The sequence below is a fragment of the Pseudoalteromonas sp. ABE4_541 genome (assembly GCF_056312285.1).
On sequence record NZ_JBSVEM010000004.1, the window covers coordinates 146,805 to 164,476 of the forward strand.

Below are 17,672 nucleotides of genomic sequence, written 5' to 3' on the forward strand. Positions count from 1 at the left end.
TGACTAGTCACTCTTTTCTTAAAGCGACTTTAGGTATACCGTGAGCTGGAACCCACTTTTTAAATTCGCAAAAACCATGTTTTTGATACAGCTTAATTGCTGGTAGGTTTTTCTGTGCTGTTTCTACTTTCGCACAAGGCAGATTATGTTCACTCAACACAAAATCAATTAACTTACCAGCAATGCCTCTTCTAAAAAAATCAGGACTTACTATTAAGCTGTCAATTTCCAATTGAGTATTATCGCAGGTTATTTCAATCAACCCTGCCAAAGAGGAGCCATCAAAACAACCAAAAAATAAGGTATCAGAATTTTTAATATGCTCAGTGGTACGCTGTAACGGAGGGAATTGTGTATCAGGCACACCAATCAGCGCTGCCTCAACTTTATATGCATTTTGAAATAGCTCATATATCTGAGCCGCAGTTATTTGATTATTATTTTCAAGCTTTTTTATCATATCCACTTAACATAGTGCTGTTTATAGCATTATTCGATACTACCTAATCAATTAGTCGTGAGCAAAAGTAAAACAACAAAAAACTATTATTAATTGAGCATACCGCCAATGATCCCAAAACAGCCTATAGGCAAAAGTAGCGTCCACTGAGGTAATCGCGTAAACGTTTTGAACTTGAAAAAGTGCCACCCAACCATTAAAAACACACAAGAAAATACGATGAAATTAACGCTAATAAATATAACAATTCCATTTAATTGTGTTTGTAGCTTGCCGCTTGCAACGATCAGTACGGCACTAGAAGAAAGCAACATAGCTGACACCATATGCCAACAGGCTAGCAATGTCGCTTTTGGCGTGCGCGCAAGCCTCGCACGTAGAAAAGGCCTTACAGGATCGAGCTGACCCGCCAAAATGTGAACGAGCGATGTAACTAAACAAAGTAGCCCAGAAGATAAAATCCAATAATTCATTATAGAGTCCCTTTAAATCCACTCCTTGTTTAGGAGTATGATATTGCATATCCGCTAAACCAAACTAGATACCGTAACATTCTCAATTCGTATCTAGCTTTCCAACAAAAATGCCAATTCCAATGACGCCTTGGTGGGAACAATCTGAGTTATTTCGTATTTAGCCAAACCTTCGCGGAAAAACGGGTCTTGAGCGAGGATCTCGTCGAGCATGCGACGCTCTCGAATACTTGCAATGATCAAACCTCCAGTACGAGGCTCTTTTCGACCAGAAAGTAAAAAATGTCCTAATGCATAATGCTTATCTAAAAAGGCTATATGCTCAGGAATGTATGCATCCACTTCAGTTAACGGCACTTTGTATTTTAAAGAAATGATAAACACGGTAGCTCCCTCTAGCTGGCTATTACATCCACAATTATACTCACCCAATGACATAACGCATACAAAAATAGTTACCGTTTTACTAACCGACCCCAAAAATTACGTTTAGCATTTTGTTTAGGACAGGCCTACCACCCATAGTCCCTTTTCAAGCTCACTCTAGCTGAAATTTCTTGACTATTTAGGAACTGTGAATCGCTCTTTTTCTGGCTTCAAACAATACTTTAAGCTCATTAGGTTCTGTTTGATGAAGCTTTAGTTTATTAGCTATGAGGTACTTTAACCTATCGAAAAAACGACTTTTTAGCCAAACAACGAGTATTTAACCTAATTTAGTCTTAACTTTATTTACCACAAAAAATAAAGTTAAGACTAAATTATTCTTTATTTAAAGTTTTAACCCCTCTTGTATATTTATAACTGCTCTAATAGCATGGTGATAATTTAAGTGGTAAGGAAAATGTTCAGTGAAACTACGCTCTATATATAAATTATTATCCTTTTTTATCTTAATACTAAGTAGTCAAAGTAATGCAACACAACACAAATTATTACCTGATGATGGTAAAGCAAAAGACAAATTTGCTTTTAGCGCCGCGATAGACGGTAACACGGCTTTAGTTGGTGCACTTGAAGCTGACCCAAATAATATTCAAAACTCAGGTGCAGCTTATGTTTATTCTTATGGACCACAAGGGTGGCAACAACAAGCTAAACTGAGCGCAGTTCCGACTTATTCAGAAGACACATTTGGTGGTAATGTTGCTTTAAAAAGTAATATCGCGATGGTAGGTGCGTCTCTAAGAGATGATCGCGGTAAAGATTCCGGCGCTGTGTTTGCTTTTGAAAAGCAGAATGATACATGGTCTCAAACGCAAATTATCACGGCCAAAGATGGAAAGGCTGGTGATGCTTTCGGTCAAAGTATTGCCCTGACAGAGCAGTTTTTGGTCATTGGTGCGCCACATAGCGATGCATCACATAAAGATTCAGGCGCCGCATACGTTTTTATACGAAACAAAGATGTCTGGCAGTTTCAAACAAAGTTAACGGCAGAAGACGGCGCCGAAGGTGACCTATTTGGGATCAGTGTTGCCATTGATAACAATACCATTCTTATTGGCGCAGATTTACATGATGAAATGGCAGAAAAAGCGGGCGCAGTATATGCCTATCAATATGATGGCAAGCAATGGCGAGAGCAAGCCAAGTTGACGGCAAGCGATGGTTCAGATACCGATATTTTTGGTGTTAGAGTTGCCCTATCTGGCAATACAGCGCTTATTTCTGCCCGCAGGGATGATTTGAATGATGTTGGCATCGATGCAGGATCAGCTTACATTTTTGAACGAAAAAATGAAAAGTGGATACAAACACAAAAATTGGTTGCACCTGATGGAAAAGAGGATGACAGATTCGCGCGAGGTGTCACATTACATGAAAACACCGCTTTGATCAGCGCAATGCATAATGACGAAAACGGCGATAACGCCGGTGCACTGTATGTTTTCAAAAAGAAGCAAGGCAAATGGCAGTATGTATCAAAGGTCGTCGCAAGTGACGGTAAGCCTGAAGATAGATTCGGTTGGAATATATCGCTCTCAAACAAAAATGCAATAATTGCTGCACCACATCGTGACGATAACGGGATTGACTCAGGAGCGGCATATGTTATTGAGCTAAAGCATTAACGGCTTACCACAAATAGGCTGAGTTCTACAAAGCCCATGTTTATAAAAACGAAGTTGTTTTTATAAACATGGGATGTTTTTGAAAGTGTAAAATTTATCGCAGAATAAACTAATGGGACCCTTTTCTCTATGCACTTAAGCGCAAAACGATTTGACTGTCATGGAACTGCACACAACACTTTGCCATAAACACTCGCTTTAATAAGTTCACATTGTTGAATGCCATTTTCAATTTTTATTGCATCTGCGCAGCTTGTATCGCGAACGACTGGCTTACCATTATTTGGCTCGATTATTACTTTTTTAGTGCCACATAGCTCATAAGCTTTTTTTAACCAGCTATCAAGTAGCTCATTACCAATGTCATTGTCACCGCTTGCAACAATGATAAATGAAGTACCACTATCGTTTGCATGTATAGTGAATTTAACTTCTTCTTTTGAAAAGCAATTCACACTGAAAAAACATAAGATTAAGAACACAAAGTTTGATTTCATTTAGCTACCAGTGCTCCGCTAAGGGGTTATTATCAATCGGCTATACTTGCGCGAATCGCCAAACCCGCTAGTAATTGCCAACCTTTAACGCCTCCCAAGCCAATACAAATTATTTACCAAGATTTGCGCCGATTATTTCTATCTCACTCATAATGTAAGCAATATCTTTTACAGATTTCCAATCCTGATCGGGAGCTCCGAAGGTTACCACAACAACTAGGTCCATTTTTTTGCCCAAAACACTGTATACAAGATGTGAAACTCTTTTTTTACACCATCTTCACTTGGCGGCTCGATCACTTCAAGACAAGTTCTATAAAAGTCACCAATAACAGTGGTAGTGCAATCTTTGACGATTTTTGAAATCTTTTTTTTGCTTGAAATGAAGCTATCCACAAACTCTTTTCCCGGCTTGTTAGTTCCTTGTTCTACACCAACAAGCAATTGAATTCTTTGACCGATACTATAAGAGCCCTGCTTAGGGTCTTCCTTCGATATTGTCCATAGAATTCCACTTTGAGTTGAGACCTCTGTGTAGTGCCAATCACTAGGCATAGCGATTGACCCATCAGTTGCTTCCAGCTTCTGAAGCTTGAATCCCTCCCCAACAGAGATGTCTGCCTGAGCATGGAGAGAAAAAAGGGTAAGTAAAACCTGCAAAATGGACAGCACCTAAAAACATTTCAACGAAATAGCAAAAGTAAAAAAGTTCAATATATCAATCCATTACCACTGAGTTATTCGCTAAATTATTGCTTAGTTGCCCGATTATGAAAGGGGGCGGCAGGCCACTTTTCTAGGCGAACAAAATTATGACGATTTAAATGCACAAAATTGTTGTCAGAAGTTAAAGTGTCTGCCATTAAAGGTAATATCTATTTTTCAAATAGAATTACTACAACACTATCTCCACCAATAGATTTGGCTTGCCAACCTGCTGCATATATATCGTGAACCGTTGAGAATGAGACAATTGAAGTGCTAGAAGAAGATATGCACTCGATTGGAAGAAAGCCGTTGAACATATAAGTACGATCTGCATAGCATATTAACTGCTCTTTTTTGGATGCAGCTTCCAAAGCAGAAATGCGAACATCCTGACTATTACTCTCTAAGACGATATTTTCAAGTAGCTCCTCTGAATTCCCTATTCTGATGTCTTGTGCATTACTCTGGGAAACGATATTTTCAAGTAGATCCTCTGAATTTCCTATTCTGGTATCTTGTGCATTACTCTCACGTGCCAAGACAGCAAAATTTTCATTTACCTCGGACGCCTTAGCTTTGGCACCTGCAACGAATTTATTCGGTATTTCTATCTGTTCTGCAATAGCAAACTTTGAAACAAGCAGAAGTGCAGTGGATAAATAAACTTTAGTATTCATATTAATTCTATTCCCAATTATTACTGTCCCAGTTGCCCTCACTCCATGTGAAAGCTTCATTGTCTTTTAAAATTTCATTGTCTTGCGAAGAACTAGACCCTCCACATGCTGTCAAAACAAAGACAGCTAAAATTGTTATAAGTACATTCCTCAATTGAATCTCCATTTAAAAATCATAACGCCGCGTTAAACGGCTAAAAATAGTTGGGCATAATTTGTGAAGCACGAACAAAGCCAACTGGTTGTTGTCTGCACTTTTAATTTGCTTTGTTATATTGCAGCTAACTCCAATAGCGCTAAGTTAGCTGCATTAGATAAAGTAAGCCACTGCTTTGTTTGAATAAACTCTGTGATATAAGGTATATCATTGCCAATTTCAGACCATACAAGCTCGAATGTTACATCAAATTTTTTGAGAATTTCTAGCTCTTTATTAGAAAATACACCTTGATACCAATCACGATGATTTACATCTTGATAGCACGACTCCCAAGACCAAAATAACTCTGCTGACACTTGGGCCATTGGCACTTTTTTTTGATAGCCGAGTTGCTCACTTTCAGACGAAATAAGCTTCAATGTATCGAAGGTTTCTTTTCGATAGTTATCGCAAAGTTGATGATTCATCTACATTTCCATATGCAACATAACGCCTTAATAAACGAGGAAAATAGCAGGCTAAACTAAGGATGAAGGAGCGCAAGCCTGCTGTTTTACGTCCATTGTTTAATTAACTTGTTAGTAGCCTTTAGCAAATAGGCAATAGTCTCTGTTACCATAAAACACCCAGCTTAAATTTGGGGGCACTAAATAGAAACTCAGGATATCTGTAGACTGCTGGAATTTGTTAAAGCTAGCCCAGTTTAAGTTGAACTCGGAATTTAGCCTTTTAACTTCACCTGTGGTTTTATAAACCCGCTCAAACGTCTCAAAAGCAAAAACCTTTTCATTGCTTTGGTACTCTCCAATAACTGAAAAGACCTCATGAAACTGCTCTTCCAAGATCCAGTAACCACTTTCACTAATTGGAAGTTGCGTAACTTTCCAATTTGGCGATAGAAGAATTAACTCATTTTCATTATCTATGTCTAGTACTGACTTTAGTTCGTCAAATTGCACCAAAGCCTCCTAGGCTAACGCCCACATAAAAGGCGAGCGGTAGCGAGTCCAGCCCACGTTTTTTGTGGGCGATTTTTAATGTGTTTGTTATGCATTTATTCTTGCTCCCAACCCGCAAACGGGCCATGGAAGACCAGGCCATCTTTGACTACATTTAACACTTGTTCTTGACTTGGAAAATAGTCTGAGTATTCAGGGTAATTAGCCATGACGTAACCATCCCACCAAGATTCAGGGTCAAGTTGTATTACTTTTCCATCGACCAAATCGACAAAGACCATACCTACTGATTGCAATACTTTTACAGCCTTAGTTAAAGCATCTTCATACGTAGCTGCACCAACATAATAATTGACCGTGGCTCCAAGCCAAGAATCTGGCATTTCCTCGTAATTACCACGTTCAACTTTTAAAGGGCATTGCCATAGTTTATTTGTCATTTACGTGATTCCATTGATGCATAACGTTCGATTAACGGGTTAAAAATAGTGGGCTAAAATCGAGCGAAGCGGAGAGCCCACTGTTTTTAATCCCTGTTTAATTGCTTGTTATAAACCTTTTAATCTCCGCCTCCAGAGATATTTGAACTATCACTTGAACCACCGCCGAAAGGCTTTGATGAACCAAGTGGTATATCTTGTGAGCGGTGGAATAGCCACAACCCTATTGCTGCAAATACTGGAATTAGCCAAACAAGAATAATTTGAGCTATTTTTTGAAAAGCTTCTAAATCGCTTCTCTTAGCCAAGTAGATAGAAACAACTAAATTTAAGAGAGCTACTAAAGCTAAAATGATGAACCAGTAATTGTTTTCCATGCTGCTCCCCTTGGCTTATAACAGTGTATTAGCGTGAATTCGCGTTAATGTCTTACCCACTATCACTACAACACACCAATTAACAAATATAATTACGCCGAATATTAGCATGTTAAACTTCATTTTGTCCTCAAAAAATCAACAACTACTTTAGAACAAAACGAGAATCTACTTAAACGAGAATGAGTAAATTTACCTGAAACAATCGAACCTATTTGCAATCAATTAGATAGGCCATCTTTCGAGCCTTCGTTCGTGCTGTCGGAACAAAAATTAACGGGGTCTTGAGTTGTAAAATTTGATGCTTTAAATTATACCTGTACATAATAACAGTAAAAGGATTTACTATGAACAAGTCACCTTTTTTGGAATCTGTACGCGTTGAACTTAGAACTCGTCGTTATAGTTTGAAAACTGAAAAGGCTTATCTACACTGGATCAAACGGTTTATTTTGTTTAATAATAAACGCCACCCAGAAGGCATGGGGAATGTTGAAATCGAGCGCTTTCTTAACCATTTAGCTTGCAACAGGCTTGTAAGTGCGGCAACGCAAAACCTCGCGCTATGCGCCATCATATTTTTATACCGCTATATCATAAAGCGAGAAATTAAAGATTTAACTTACTCAGCAAGCCAAGTAGAAAAGTCCTTACCTACCGTACTCACACATAATGAAGCAACACAAATAATTAGCCATTTACCAAGCAAATATGCGCTCATCGCGAACATGCTATATGGAAGCGGCTTACGTATAAATGAAGCGTTATCCTTGAGAGTGATAGATTTAGACTTTAATCAAGGTACAATTTTTGTGTTTAGGGGCAAGGGTAAAAAAGACCGCTACACACTGCTACCAAAAAGTTTGCATCGGCCATTACAGCAACAAATAGAAAAGGTAAAACAATTGCATAAACGTGATTTAAACGAAGGCTTTGGCATGGCTTCGATGCCCCCGTCTCTTATCAGAAAATATAATCACGCGGTGAAAGATTTTGCGTGGCAATATCTATTTCCTTCTAGCACACGATGTGTGCATCCGTATGATAACTACGTATGCCGACACCACTTACATGAAACAACCTTCCGTAAAGCGCTACGTGTCGCCTTGCAGAAAACGGATATATGTAAGCGAGTAAAAGCACACACTTTTAGGCACTCATTCGCAACTGAATTATTGCTTTCGGGTTCCGATATACGCACAGTGCAAACGTTACTTGGTCATGAAGATGTTAAAACTACACAAATTTATACTCACGTCATTGGCGATACCTTCGCCTACACTAACAGCCCTATCGACAAATAAAAAAGGCATGTATTTAACCTACATGCCTTTTAGCCATTAGATTGTGAGCAAATTACAAACGAATACCGCCATCAATCTCTATAACACGACCCGTAAAAAAGTCGTTTTCAATAATGTATCTAGCAGTATGAGCAATTTCATCAGCTTCGCCTAAACGTCCGACTGGCTTCATTTTCACTAAACGCTCTTTGGCTTCAGGCTTCATCGCATCTGTCATCGTTGTACGAATAACGCCTGGTGCAATCGCGCCTACGCGGATACCAAATCGACCTAACTCTTTGGCCCAGCTCGTGGTCATTGCGACTACGCCCGCTTTTGCCGCTGAGTAGTTAGTTTGACCCATGTTACCAGCACGCGCTACGCTCGACATGTTAATGATCACGCCGCCCTCACCCGCTTCAGCCATTTTAACCGCCGCTTCACGACCACATAGGAATACACCCGTTAGGTTCACGTCGATAACAGACTGGAACTGTGATAAAGCCATTTTATCAACCACTTTGCCTTCTTTGGCTTTAAGCAGCAGGCCATCTCGTAAAATACCTGCATTGTTAATGAGTACGGTAATGCCACCAAAGTCAGCTTGAATTGAGTTGAATACCGCTTCAACTTCACTTTCAACACTGACGTTTGCTACATAGGTTCCCACTTTTACACCCAGCTTGCTAAGCTCAGACTGGGCCGTTGCAAGTACGTCTTCTTGCATATCAATCAGCGCTAAATTTGCGCCTAATTTAGCCATTTCGGTTGCCATTGCAAAGCCTAAGCCTTGCGCACCACCGGTAACCACTACGGTTTTATTGTTAATATCCATAGATCTTACTTTTCACTATATAATTTAAAAATTGCGCTAAAGTCTTCTGCGCCTTTGCCTTGATTTTGCATCAAGTTGTATAAGTTTTTAGCCATTGCACCCAGTGGGGTTGCCGAGTTGGTTTGTTGTGCAGCTTGTTGCGCAAGTCCCAAGTCTTTCGCCATTAAATCAACCATAAAGCCTGGCTTATAACCATTGGTGCTTGGCACGTTTTCTTGCACGTTTGGACACGGGTTATAAAGCTCTAACGTCCAGTTTCGGCCCGAGCTATTTAGCATGATCTCACTCAGTACTTTAGGATCTAAGCCGTGATCAATGCCCATTTGTAGTGCTTCACTAGTTCCAGCCATTAAAATACTCAACAGCATATTGTTACAGATTTTAGCAACTTGCCCTGCACCAATATTACCCGCATGGAAAATGTTTTTACCCATGTCAGTCAATATGTCGTTAGCACGGTTAAAGTCAGCATCACTGCCGCCCACAATAAAGGTCAGTGTTCCTGCTGCCGCGCCTGCCACACCACCTGATACAGGTGCATCAACAAAGCTAATACCGGCTTTAGCAAGTTCGCCACCCACGAATTGGGCTGACTCGGCATCAATCGTTGAACAATCAATCACCAGTGTTGACTTATCAAGGTGATTAATTAAGCCGTTTTCACCACAATAAATCATGCGCACATGCTTACCCGCAGGCAGCATGCTCACCACATAATCAGCCCCCTCACACACTTGCTCTACGCTCGTTGCTGCGTTCGCACCTTGTAATTTAAGCTGTGCAACTGCTTCTTCACTTAAGTCAAAAACAGTCACTGAGTGGCCAGCTTTCACTAAATTGCTAGCCATCGGGCCGCCCATGTTGCCTAGGCCAATAAATCCAATCTTTGCCATGTTCCGATCCTTACATATCCGCCAGGGGATGACTTTGTTCATCCCACTTTGGCGTTAAAAACGCTGCGATGGTACTTGCTGGTACATCTTTGACTGATGCAAACTGCCAGTTAGGTTGGCCATCTTTATCAATTAATAACGCACGCACACCTTCTTGAAACTCGCCGCTAACTCCAGCTTGTACCGACATACCCAGTTCAAACATAAAGCACTCTTTCAAACTTTTATTTTTACCCGCTTTTAGCTGTTCGCTTACCAGCACCGCACTCAGTGCTGAGCCATGTTTAAGCGACTTTTGCGCACGACTTAGCCATTTATTGTCGTCACTAGATAACGCTAAAATAAAGTCTACTTGCGCTTGTAGCTCTGCAATACCATCAAGCTCATTGAGCTGTGCTTGAATGGCTTTAACTTCACTTAATGGCGGTTGTGATGAGTTTTTATCAAGCGTTAACAAAACATTGCTTAGCTTTTCATGGTTTAAGCTGGTTGTTTTACCCCAGTTAATGGCAATCAACTCATTCACAAGATCTGTATATTTGTCACTATCAATAGTATGGTCCGCAAGGCCAACATAACGGGCGTCACTGGCGTTAATCGATGCGCCAGTTAAGCCTAAAAACAGACCTGCGCCTTGTGGCATTTTATTAAGGAAGTAACTACCACCCACATCGGGATATAATCCAATGGTGATCTCTGGCATCGCAATACGCGCGGTTTCTGTCACCACGCGATGACTCGCTCCGGCCATCAAACCAAGCCCACCACCCATAATAATGCCGTTACCCCAAAGTAGAATTGGCTTATCGTAGGTGTGAATTTTGTAGTCTAGGCGATATTCTTCAGCGAAAAAGGTTTGTAGATAATCATTACCGTCGTTCGCTGCCATGGCGTTGTACAAACTTACAACGTCACCACCAGCGCAAAATGCTTTCTCCCCTTCACCTTTTAGTACCACCATCGCAACTTGGTCGTCTTGCGCCCAAGCATCTAGTTGTGGTGCAAGTAAGCGGATCATATCTAGGTTCAACGCATTCAACGCTTTTGGTACGCTAAGTGTGGCGAAGGCAATTTGCATCCCGTTTGCACATTGAGCCAACTCAAATACCACTGGGGCGTCAGCTTGATTGAGTAACTGTAAATTAGCCATTAGCCATTCACCCAGTTTGGTTTACGCTTTTCTAAGAAAGCATTTACGCCTTCTTTTTGGTCTTGTGTGTCAAATAAAGTGACGAATAACTCACGCTCTAATGGCAATGCGCTGTTAATTGTACCGGTGCGACCTTTTTGGATCAGCGCTTTACATGCAGTAACTGCTACAGGGCTTTGCTCACCGACTTTTTCAGCCAATGCAATTGCAGCATTGAGGGCTTCGCCAGTTTCAACTACTTCTTCCACTAAGCCAATTTGTTGCGCTTTATCTGCTTTCAAACGCTCGCCACATAAAATCATGCGCTTTGCCCAGCCTTCGCCAACTAGCCATGCTAAGTTTTGCGTGCCACCAGCACAAGGTAACAGGCCTACTTTGGCTTCTGGCAGTGCCATTTGTGCTTGCGATTCTGCTATACGAATATCACACGCAAGCGCTACTTCAAGGCCTCCCCCCATCGCAAAACCGTTAATCGCAGCGATAGAAACACCTCTAAAGTCACTCAGCGTTTCAAATGCTTCACCAAATACGCGCGACATATCAGCTGCAACGCCTTTATCGCCGCTAGCAAATACATTTAAGTCAGCCCCTGCTGAGAAGAACTTTTCACCTTCACCGGTGATCACCAACGCGTAAATGTTTTTATCTGCGTTTAGCTCATTCACTAGCTCTTTTAAACCAACAAGCGTATCGCGAGTCCACGTATTCGCAGGTGGGTTGCTCATGGTGATAACGGCTGTATTGCCTAGTTTCTCAAGTTTTAGTTGTGCACTCATGGTATTCTCCTTATAAAACGCTGGCCGCGCCTTCAGCTAAAATACGGCGTGCGATGATCACACGCATGATCTCATTGGTACCTTCAAGAATTTGGTGTACGCGTACGTCACGTACGTGGCGTTCTAGTGGATATTCTTTGATATAACCGTAACCACCATGAATTTGCAGGGCATCGTCACATACTTTAAAGCCAACATCAGTGGCAAAGCGTTTAGCCATGGCACAGTAAGTGGTTTTTTCGCTATCGTTAGTGTCTAGTTTAAATGCCGCTAAACGCACCATTTGACGCGCAGCAACTAGCTCCGTATTCATATCTGCAATCTTGAATTGCAACGCTTGGAATGCTGCAAGGGGTTTACCAAATTGCTCACGCTCTTGCATGTATTGCTTCGCCGTATTAAGTGCTTGTTGTGCTGTACCAATTGAACAGGTTGCAATATTGATACGACCACCATCTAAACCCTGCATGGCAAATTTAAAGCCCTCACCTTCTTGCCCAAGTAGGTTATCCGCAGGAATACGCACATTTTCAAGTGTCACTAAACGTGTAGGCTGGGCATTCCAACCCATTTTTTCTTCGGCTTTACCGTATACCACACCGGCTGCGTTTGCAGGCACAACAAATGCTGAGATCCCCTTCGGGCCTTCTTCTCCTGTGCGCGCCATCACCACTAGAACGTCTGTTTCGCCAGCACCTGAGATAAACATTTTTGAGCCATTTAATACGTATTCGTCGCCCTCTTTCACCGCTTTGGTTTTAAGTGAGGCCGCATCTGAACCTGAACCTGGCTCAGTCAAACAGTAAGAAGCTAGTAGCTCTCCCATCACTAATTGGTCGATGTACTTTGCTTTCGTTGCATCGCTACCAAAGCTGGCAATCATCCAAGTTGCCATATTGTGAATGGTTAACATGGCCGTTGTAGCCGTGCAACCCATTGAAAGCTGTTCAAAAATAATGCTCGAGTCTAAACGCGATAAACCAAGTCCACCTGCCTCTTCTGGCGTGTATAAACCACAAAAGCCGAGTTCACCCGCTTTTTTAATCACGTCTTTTGGAAATATATGTTCACGGTCCCAAAGCGCTGCGTTAGGAGCAAGTTCGCTCATAGCAAATTGGTACGCGGTATCAGCAAATGCCTGTTGATCTTCGGTTAGATTAAAGTCCATAAAGACCTCTTATTGTGTTGATGACTAAGCCAGAGAAACTCTGGCTTAGTAAGTAATTATTGTAATATTCTTTGAAACGCTGAATTACTTCAGGTTGATACTCATGTTTGGACCTGAAGCGATGTCGTCTTCAAACCAACGTGAGGTAATGGTTTTTGTTTCTGTGTAAAAACGCACACCTTGCTTACCGTAGGTGTGTTGGTCACCGTAAAATGAACCTTTCCAACCTGTGAATGAAAAGAATGGCAGTGGCACAGGAATTGGTACGTTAATACCGACTTGGCCTACTTCAATTTCATGTTGGAATTTACGTGCAGCCGCGCCGCTTGATGTAAACAACGAAGTACCGTTGCCGTATGGGCTGGCATTAATAAGCGCAATCGCTTCTTCTAGGGTGTCTACAAACATACATGCCAACACAGGACCGAAGATCTCTTCTTTGTATAGGTCCATGTCGGTTGTTACGTCAGTGAATAACGTTGGCCCTACCCAGTTACCTTGCTCGTAACCTTCAACGGTAAAGTCAGAGCCATCTAACAAGCAAGTTGCGCCTTGCTGCTTGGCACTTTCAATCAGTGACAAAATACGTGCTTTGGCTTGCGGCGTTGTTTGTGGGCCATAGGCAGCTTCTGGGTCGTTCCAAACGCCTGGGCGCACTTTTGATAATGCTTCTTTTAAATCGTTTACCCATTCTTTCGATTGACCAACAAACACAGCTACTGAAATACCCATACAACGTTGACCAGCAGCACCCACGGATGAGCCAACTAGGTTATTGATCAGTTGCTCTTTTTTAGAGTCTGGCATAATAACCATATGGTTTTTAGCGCCCACACAGGCTTGTACACGTTTTAAGTGCTGCGTGCCTTTTGAGTAAATATATTGACCCACACCACATGAACCAACAAATGAAATCGCGCGAATTTCTGGTGCTTCAAGAATTTGGTCAACTTGGCCTTTAGTGCCGTGAATAACTTGCAACACGCCTTTAGGTGCGCCAGCTTCTTCGAACAACTCAACTAAACGCATTGGCGTAAGTGGGTCTTGCTCAGATGGTTTGAGAATAAAGGTATTACCGCACACAATCGCCATCGGGAACATCCAAAGTGGGATCATCGCCGGGAAATTGAATGGTGTAATACCCGCACACACACCCAGTGGTTGCATGTAAGAATAGGTATCAATTCTACGTGCGACATTTTCAACCGTTTCGCCCATCATCATAGATGGCGCATTGGCTGCTTGTTCAACCACCTCAATACCACGCCAAACGTCACCTTTAGCATCTTCAAAGGTTTTACCCAACTCATGACAGATGATAGTAGCCAGTTCATCGTGGTGTTCTTTAAGTAGTGCAGCATAACGCATCATTATACGAGAGCGCTCTGTTACTGGTACTTCTTTCCAAGTTTTGAAAGTCTCTTGTGCCGAATCAATGGCAGCGCGAACTTCTTGTTCTGTTGCGCAAGGTACTTGTGCAAGTACTTCTTGGGTTGCAGGGTTTACAACATCAATCCATTGATCAGATGATGATTGTGTGAATTCGCCGTTGATGTATAAAGGTACTTGGTGCATCGTGCACTCCTCCCCAGATTATGTGTCATGGCACCAAATGGCTGTAGTAATTGTTTTGCCTTTTGTTTTGGTGCCGTGTGAATATATTTTAAACTTCGACCGCCAGTGCCACAGCCTCACCACCACCAATACACAGTGATGCGATACCTTTTGACAAACCACGGTTACGTAATGCATGAATAAGCGTCACTAAAATACGTGCGCCGCTCGCACCAATTGGGTGACCCAGCGCACACGCACCACCATTAACGTTTACTTTAGTGCTATCTAAGCCCATTTCATTAATGGCGAGCATAGTTACCATGGCAAATGCTTCATTGATCTCCCAAAGATCGACGTCTTCTTTGCTCCAGCCTGTACGCTCAAGTAAGGTATTCATCGCGCCCACCGGTGCAAGTGTAAATTCAGAAGGTAGTTGTGAATGCGTTGCATGCGCTGCAATTTTACACAGTGGTGTTAATCCGTGACGTTTCGCTTCAGACTCGCTCATCAAAATAAGTGCAGCACCACCATCAGAAATAGAAGAAGAGTTCGCGGCTGTTACAGTGCCATCTTTTTTAAACGCAGGGCGTAAGCTTGGGATCTTTTCTGGACGCGCGTTACCCGGTTGCTCATCAATGCTTACTTCAACGTCGCCTTTGCGCGTTTTAATTGTTACCGGCGCGATTTCATTTTGAAAGCTGCCGTTTTCGATTGCCGCATTTGCCTTGCTAAGTGAGCCTAATGCAAACTCGTCCATTTGCTCACGGGTAATGCCGTATTGATCTGCCGTATCTTGCGCAAAACAACCCATAGCTTTGTTATCATATGCGTCTTCTAAACCATCGGCCATCATGTGATCTTTAATTTCACCGTGCCCCATACGCATACCACCGCGTGCTTTTGGAATGAAGTATGGAGAATTTGTCATGCTTTCCATACCGCCCGCGATTGCTGAGTTAATGCTGCCCGCTTTGATCAAATCGTGCGCCAGCATGGCTGCTTTTAAGCCTGAGCCACATACTTTGTTAATAGTTGTCGCGCCAGTTGAACGCGCTAAACCTGCATGCAGCATTGCTTGACGTGCTGGTGCTTGACCTAGTCCTGCAGGTAAAACACACCCCATGATCACTTCGTCAATTGACGCGTCGCTTAAACCCGTTTCAGCCATAACGCTCTTTATCGCGGTTGCACCTAAATCAGTACCACTGGCGTCTGATAAAGCGCCCATAAAGCCACCCATCGGGGTACGTTTTGCGGCTACAATGACAACAGCATCATTACTCATTTCTAACTCCTATTTAAAAGCGCTCAAAAAACGCGCTTCTCTAAATGATTTATTTATTAAATTGAGCATACATAATATTTACGTTTACGCCAACGTAAATCTAAAATCAAGCAAACTGCGTTGAGTGATTCTGTAAACATAAGTTGCACATTTTGCTTGCCAAACCGCGTAAATTATCGGTTAGAGCAAAAATACCCCATAATTCACAGCTACGACTAAAGTATCATTTTCATGCTTCGCTTTACCTTTACGTAAACTTCACTTATATTGAATCAATCAGTACTTAAGTCAATGTGTAAAATCATCATGCAAGATAACCAAAACGAAGAAACCTACTCAATCAGCGATTTAGCGAAAGAATTTGATATTACAACGCGCAGTATACGCTTTTATGAAGATCAGGGCTTGCTATCTCCCGAGCGTCATGGACAAACCAGAATTTATTCAAAGCGTGACAAAGTTCGCCTCAAACTAATCTTAAGAGGCAAGCGTTTGGGCTTCACATTGGCTGAAACTGGTCGCTTGTTTGAACTTTACGATGCAGATAAATCAAGCGCGAAACAATTAACTACCATGTTGCAGCTGATCGAAGAGAAAAAGGCCGATTTAAGCCAGCAAATGGATGACATTAAAGTGGTGTTAATGGAGCTGGTGACCGCAGAGCGCCGCTGTCTTGACACTTTAAAGAATTTAGAAGAATAACCTTTCACAGGATGCAGCTATATGAGCACCGTATCATTATACAAAGAAATGAATTTTGGCCTTGGTGAAACCGCAGACATGATCCGTGATCATGTTAACAGCTTTGCAAGTGCTGAAATTGCCCCGATTGCTGAAAAAACCGATCATGAAAATAGCTTCCCTAATCACCTATGGCCACAATTTGGAGATATGGGCTTGTTAGGTATTACTGTACCAGAAGAATTTGGTGGTGCAGGTATGGGTTACCTAGAGCATGTCATCGCAATGGAAGAGATCAGCCGCGCAAGCGCATCGATTGGTCTAAGCTATGGTGCACATTCAAACTTATGTGTTAACCAAATTAACCGTAATGGTAATGAAAAGCAAAAACGCAAATATCTACCCAAGTTGATCAGTGGTGAGCATGTTGGTGCACTGGCGATGAGCGAGCCAAATGCAGGTTCTGACGTGGTTTCAATGAAACTAAAAGCCGAGAAAAAAGGCGATAAGTACATATTGAACGGAAACAAAATGTGGATCACAAACGGCCCTGATGCGGACGTGTTAGTGATTTATGCAAAAACTGACTTACAAGCCGGTTCTAAAGGTATCACCGCGTTTATCGTGGAAAAAGATTTCCCTGGTTTTTCCACAGCACAAAAACTAGACAAACTGGGTATGCGTGGTTCAAATACCTGTGAATTAGTATTTGAAAACTGTGAAGTCCCAGAAGAAAACATTCTTGGTAACTTAAACGAAGGCGTTAAAGTGCTAATGAGTGGCCTTGACTATGAGCGTGTAGTACTAGCAGCGGGTCCTCTTGGTATTATGCAAGCTTGTATGGACATTGTTGTACCTTACATACACGAACGTAAGCAATTCAATCAGTCAATTGGTGAGTTCCAACTTATCCAAAGCAAAATAGCAGACATGTACACACAGATGAATGCAGCCCGCTCATATGTTTACACGGTAGCAAAAGCGTGTGACCGCGGCGAAACAACCCGCAAAGATGCTGCTGGTGCAATTCTTTATGCCGCTGAGCTTGCAACCAAAATGGCCCTAGATGCGATTCAAATTCTCGGTGGTAACGGCTATATCAACGAGTACGCAACAGGCCGTTTATTGCGTGATGCCAAGCTTTACGAAATTGGCGCTGGTACATCTGAAATTCGCCGTATGTTAATTGGACGAGAGCTTTTCACTGAAAGCCGCTAA

21 protein-coding genes are annotated in these 17,672 nt (G+C 42.0%); 4 read left to right on the plus strand and 17 right to left on the minus strand.

The window, feature by feature from the left end; translation table 11 throughout:
- Window positions 1-7: 7 nt before the first annotated feature.
- The 3 genes from ACW689_RS05675 to ACW689_RS05685 form a co-directional block, all read right to left on the minus strand.
- Window positions 8-460 (minus strand): GNAT family N-acetyltransferase, encoded by a 453-nt coding sequence (locus ACW689_RS05675; RefSeq protein ID WP_476289200.1) that lies wholly within the window; start codon window positions 458-460, stop codon window positions 8-10.
- A gap of 89 nt (window positions 461-549) precedes the next feature.
- On the minus strand, window positions 550-933 hold the full coding sequence (locus ACW689_RS05680; protein ID WP_476289202.1) for a hypothetical protein: 384 nt from the start codon (window positions 931-933) through the stop codon (window positions 550-552).
- Window positions 934-1,026: 93 nt separating this feature from the next.
- Window positions 1,027-1,317, minus strand: a complete 291-nt coding sequence (locus ACW689_RS05685) for a YciI family protein (RefSeq protein ID WP_476289204.1) — start codon at window positions 1,315-1,317, stop codon at window positions 1,027-1,029.
- A 467-nt stretch (window positions 1,318-1,784) separates the two neighbouring features.
- Between ACW689_RS05685 and ACW689_RS05690 the strand changes: the two genes are divergently transcribed.
- Window positions 1,785-3,008, plus strand: coding sequence for an FG-GAP repeat protein (locus ACW689_RS05690; RefSeq protein ID WP_476289206.1), 1,224 nt, complete (start codon window positions 1,785-1,787; stop codon window positions 3,006-3,008).
- A gap of 158 nt (window positions 3,009-3,166) precedes the next feature.
- Here the strand turns inward: ACW689_RS05690 and ACW689_RS05695 are convergent, their stop codons facing one another.
- The 7 genes from ACW689_RS05695 to ACW689_RS05725 all read right to left on the minus strand — a co-directional run bounded on the left by ACW689_RS05695 (window position 3,167) and on the right by ACW689_RS05725 (window position 6,826).
- Window positions 3,167-3,505: a hypothetical protein gene (locus tag ACW689_RS05695; RefSeq protein ID WP_476289208.1), complete on the minus strand. Its 339-nt coding sequence runs from the start codon at window positions 3,503-3,505 to the stop codon at window positions 3,167-3,169.
- Between the two features lie 216 nt (window positions 3,506-3,721).
- A complete protein-coding gene (locus tag ACW689_RS05700) occupies window positions 3,722-4,165 on the minus strand; it encodes a hypothetical protein (protein WP_476289210.1) in 444 nt (147 codons plus the stop codon).
- Between the two features lie 215 nt (window positions 4,166-4,380).
- Entirely contained in the window at window positions 4,381-4,890 is a 510-nt protein-coding gene (locus tag ACW689_RS05705; RefSeq protein ID WP_476289212.1) for a hypothetical protein, read from the minus strand.
- 270 nt (window positions 4,891-5,160) lie between these two features.
- Window positions 5,161-5,517 (minus strand): hypothetical protein, encoded by a 357-nt coding sequence (locus ACW689_RS05710; RefSeq protein ID WP_476289214.1) that lies wholly within the window; start codon window positions 5,515-5,517, stop codon window positions 5,161-5,163.
- A 111-nt stretch (window positions 5,518-5,628) separates the two neighbouring features.
- A complete protein-coding gene (locus tag ACW689_RS05715) occupies window positions 5,629-6,009 on the minus strand; it encodes a hypothetical protein (RefSeq protein ID WP_476289216.1) in 381 nt (126 codons plus the stop codon).
- Window positions 6,010-6,104: 95 nt separating this feature from the next.
- The gene (locus ACW689_RS05720) at window positions 6,105-6,449 is read right to left on the minus strand and encodes a hypothetical protein (protein ID WP_476289218.1); all 345 of its coding nucleotides are present in this window, start codon (window positions 6,447-6,449) and stop codon (window positions 6,105-6,107) included.
- A gap of 119 nt (window positions 6,450-6,568) precedes the next feature.
- On the minus strand, window positions 6,569-6,826 hold the full coding sequence (locus tag ACW689_RS05725; protein WP_476289220.1) for a hypothetical protein: 258 nt from the start codon (window positions 6,824-6,826) through the stop codon (window positions 6,569-6,571).
- 347 nt (window positions 6,827-7,173) lie between these two features.
- On the opposite strand from ACW689_RS05725, the gene ACW689_RS05730 reads away from it, so the two are divergent.
- Entirely contained in the window at window positions 7,174-8,130 is a 957-nt protein-coding gene (locus tag ACW689_RS05730; protein ID WP_476289222.1) for an integron integrase, read from the plus strand.
- A 52-nt stretch (window positions 8,131-8,182) separates the two neighbouring features.
- On the opposite strand, the gene ACW689_RS05735 is transcribed toward ACW689_RS05730, so the two are convergent.
- The 7 genes from ACW689_RS05735 to ACW689_RS05765 form a co-directional block, all read right to left on the minus strand.
- Window positions 8,183-8,944, minus strand: coding sequence for an SDR family oxidoreductase (locus ACW689_RS05735; RefSeq protein ID WP_476289224.1), 762 nt, complete (start codon window positions 8,942-8,944; stop codon window positions 8,183-8,185).
- 5 nt (window positions 8,945-8,949) lie between these two features.
- Window positions 8,950-9,837, minus strand: a complete 888-nt coding sequence (gene mmsB, locus ACW689_RS05740; RefSeq protein ID WP_476289226.1) for a 3-hydroxyisobutyrate dehydrogenase — start codon at window positions 9,835-9,837, stop codon at window positions 8,950-8,952.
- A gap of 10 nt (window positions 9,838-9,847) precedes the next feature.
- Window positions 9,848-10,987 (minus strand): enoyl-CoA hydratase/isomerase family protein, encoded by a 1,140-nt coding sequence (locus tag ACW689_RS05745; RefSeq protein WP_476289228.1) that lies wholly within the window; start codon window positions 10,985-10,987, stop codon window positions 9,848-9,850.
- Window positions 10,987-11,763, minus strand: coding sequence for an enoyl-CoA hydratase (locus tag ACW689_RS05750; RefSeq protein ID WP_476289230.1), 777 nt, complete (start codon window positions 11,761-11,763; stop codon window positions 10,987-10,989). The genes ACW689_RS05745 and ACW689_RS05750 overlap by 1 nt, the downstream gene beginning before the upstream one ends.
- 10 nt (window positions 11,764-11,773) lie before the next feature.
- The gene (locus ACW689_RS05755; protein ID WP_476289232.1) at window positions 11,774-12,931 is read right to left on the minus strand and encodes an acyl-CoA dehydrogenase family protein; all 1,158 of its coding nucleotides are present in this window, start codon (window positions 12,929-12,931) and stop codon (window positions 11,774-11,776) included.
- Window positions 12,932-13,015: 84 nt separating this feature from the next.
- Complete coding sequence (locus ACW689_RS05760) at window positions 13,016-14,506, minus strand: CoA-acylating methylmalonate-semialdehyde dehydrogenase (protein ID WP_476289234.1); 1,491 nt, start codon at window positions 14,504-14,506, stop codon at window positions 13,016-13,018.
- Between the two features lie 88 nt (window positions 14,507-14,594).
- The gene (locus ACW689_RS05765) at window positions 14,595-15,773 is read right to left on the minus strand and encodes a thiolase family protein (RefSeq protein ID WP_476289236.1); all 1,179 of its coding nucleotides are present in this window, start codon (window positions 15,771-15,773) and stop codon (window positions 14,595-14,597) included.
- A gap of 306 nt (window positions 15,774-16,079) precedes the next feature.
- Between ACW689_RS05765 and ACW689_RS05770 the strand changes: the two genes are divergently transcribed.
- Both ACW689_RS05770 and ACW689_RS05775 read left to right on the plus strand, forming a co-directional pair.
- Window positions 16,080-16,475, plus strand: coding sequence for a MerR family transcriptional regulator (locus tag ACW689_RS05770; protein ID WP_476289238.1), 396 nt, complete (start codon window positions 16,080-16,082; stop codon window positions 16,473-16,475).
- Window positions 16,476-16,496: 21 nt separating this feature from the next.
- Window positions 16,497-17,672, plus strand: coding sequence for an isovaleryl-CoA dehydrogenase (locus ACW689_RS05775; protein WP_476289240.1), 1,176 nt, complete (start codon window positions 16,497-16,499; stop codon window positions 17,670-17,672).

Bases quoted from the DNA above. Each gene is read 5' to 3' on its own strand.
- ACW689_RS05750 (WP_476289230.1), bottom strand. From the start codon at position 11,763: ATGAGTGCACAACTAAAACTTGAGAAACTAGGCAATACAGCCGTTATC.
- ACW689_RS05720 (WP_476289218.1), bottom strand. From the start codon at position 6,449: ATGACAAATAAACTATGGCAATGCCCTTTAAAAGTTGAACGTGGTAAT.
- ACW689_RS05755 (WP_476289232.1), bottom strand. From the start codon at position 12,931: ATGGACTTTAATCTAACCGAAGATCAACAGGCATTTGCTGATACCGCG.
- ACW689_RS05680 (WP_476289202.1), bottom strand. From the start codon at position 933: ATGAATTATTGGATTTTATCTTCTGGGCTACTTTGTTTAGTTACATCG.
- mmsB (WP_476289226.1), bottom strand. From the start codon at position 9,837: ATGGCAAAGATTGGATTTATTGGCCTAGGCAACATGGGCGGCCCGATG.
- ACW689_RS05710 (WP_476289214.1), bottom strand. From the start codon at position 5,517: ATGAATCATCAACTTTGCGATAACTATCGAAAAGAAACCTTCGATACA.
- ACW689_RS05775 (WP_476289240.1), top strand. From the start codon at position 16,497: ATGAGCACCGTATCATTATACAAAGAAATGAATTTTGGCCTTGGTGAA.
- ACW689_RS05730 (WP_476289222.1), top strand. From the start codon at position 7,174: ATGAACAAGTCACCTTTTTTGGAATCTGTACGCGTTGAACTTAGAACT.
- ACW689_RS05725 (WP_476289220.1), bottom strand. From the start codon at position 6,826: ATGGAAAACAATTACTGGTTCATCATTTTAGCTTTAGTAGCTCTCTTA.
- ACW689_RS05695 (WP_476289208.1), bottom strand. From the start codon at position 3,505: ATGAAATCAAACTTTGTGTTCTTAATCTTATGTTTTTTCAGTGTGAAT.
- ACW689_RS05765 (WP_476289236.1), bottom strand. From the start codon at position 15,773: ATGAGTAATGATGCTGTTGTCATTGTAGCCGCAAAACGTACCCCGATG.
- ACW689_RS05760 (WP_476289234.1), bottom strand. From the start codon at position 14,506: ATGCACCAAGTACCTTTATACATCAACGGCGAATTCACACAATCATCA.
- ACW689_RS05745 (WP_476289228.1), bottom strand. From the start codon at position 10,987: ATGGCTAATTTACAGTTACTCAATCAAGCTGACGCCCCAGTGGTATTT.
- ACW689_RS05770 (WP_476289238.1), top strand. From the start codon at position 16,080: ATGCAAGATAACCAAAACGAAGAAACCTACTCAATCAGCGATTTAGCG.
- ACW689_RS05735 (WP_476289224.1), bottom strand. From the start codon at position 8,944: ATGGATATTAACAATAAAACCGTAGTGGTTACCGGTGGTGCGCAAGGC.
- ACW689_RS05705 (WP_476289212.1), bottom strand. From the start codon at position 4,890: ATGAATACTAAAGTTTATTTATCCACTGCACTTCTGCTTGTTTCAAAG.
- ACW689_RS05675 (WP_476289200.1), bottom strand. From the start codon at position 460: ATGATAAAAAAGCTTGAAAATAATAATCAAATAACTGCGGCTCAGATA.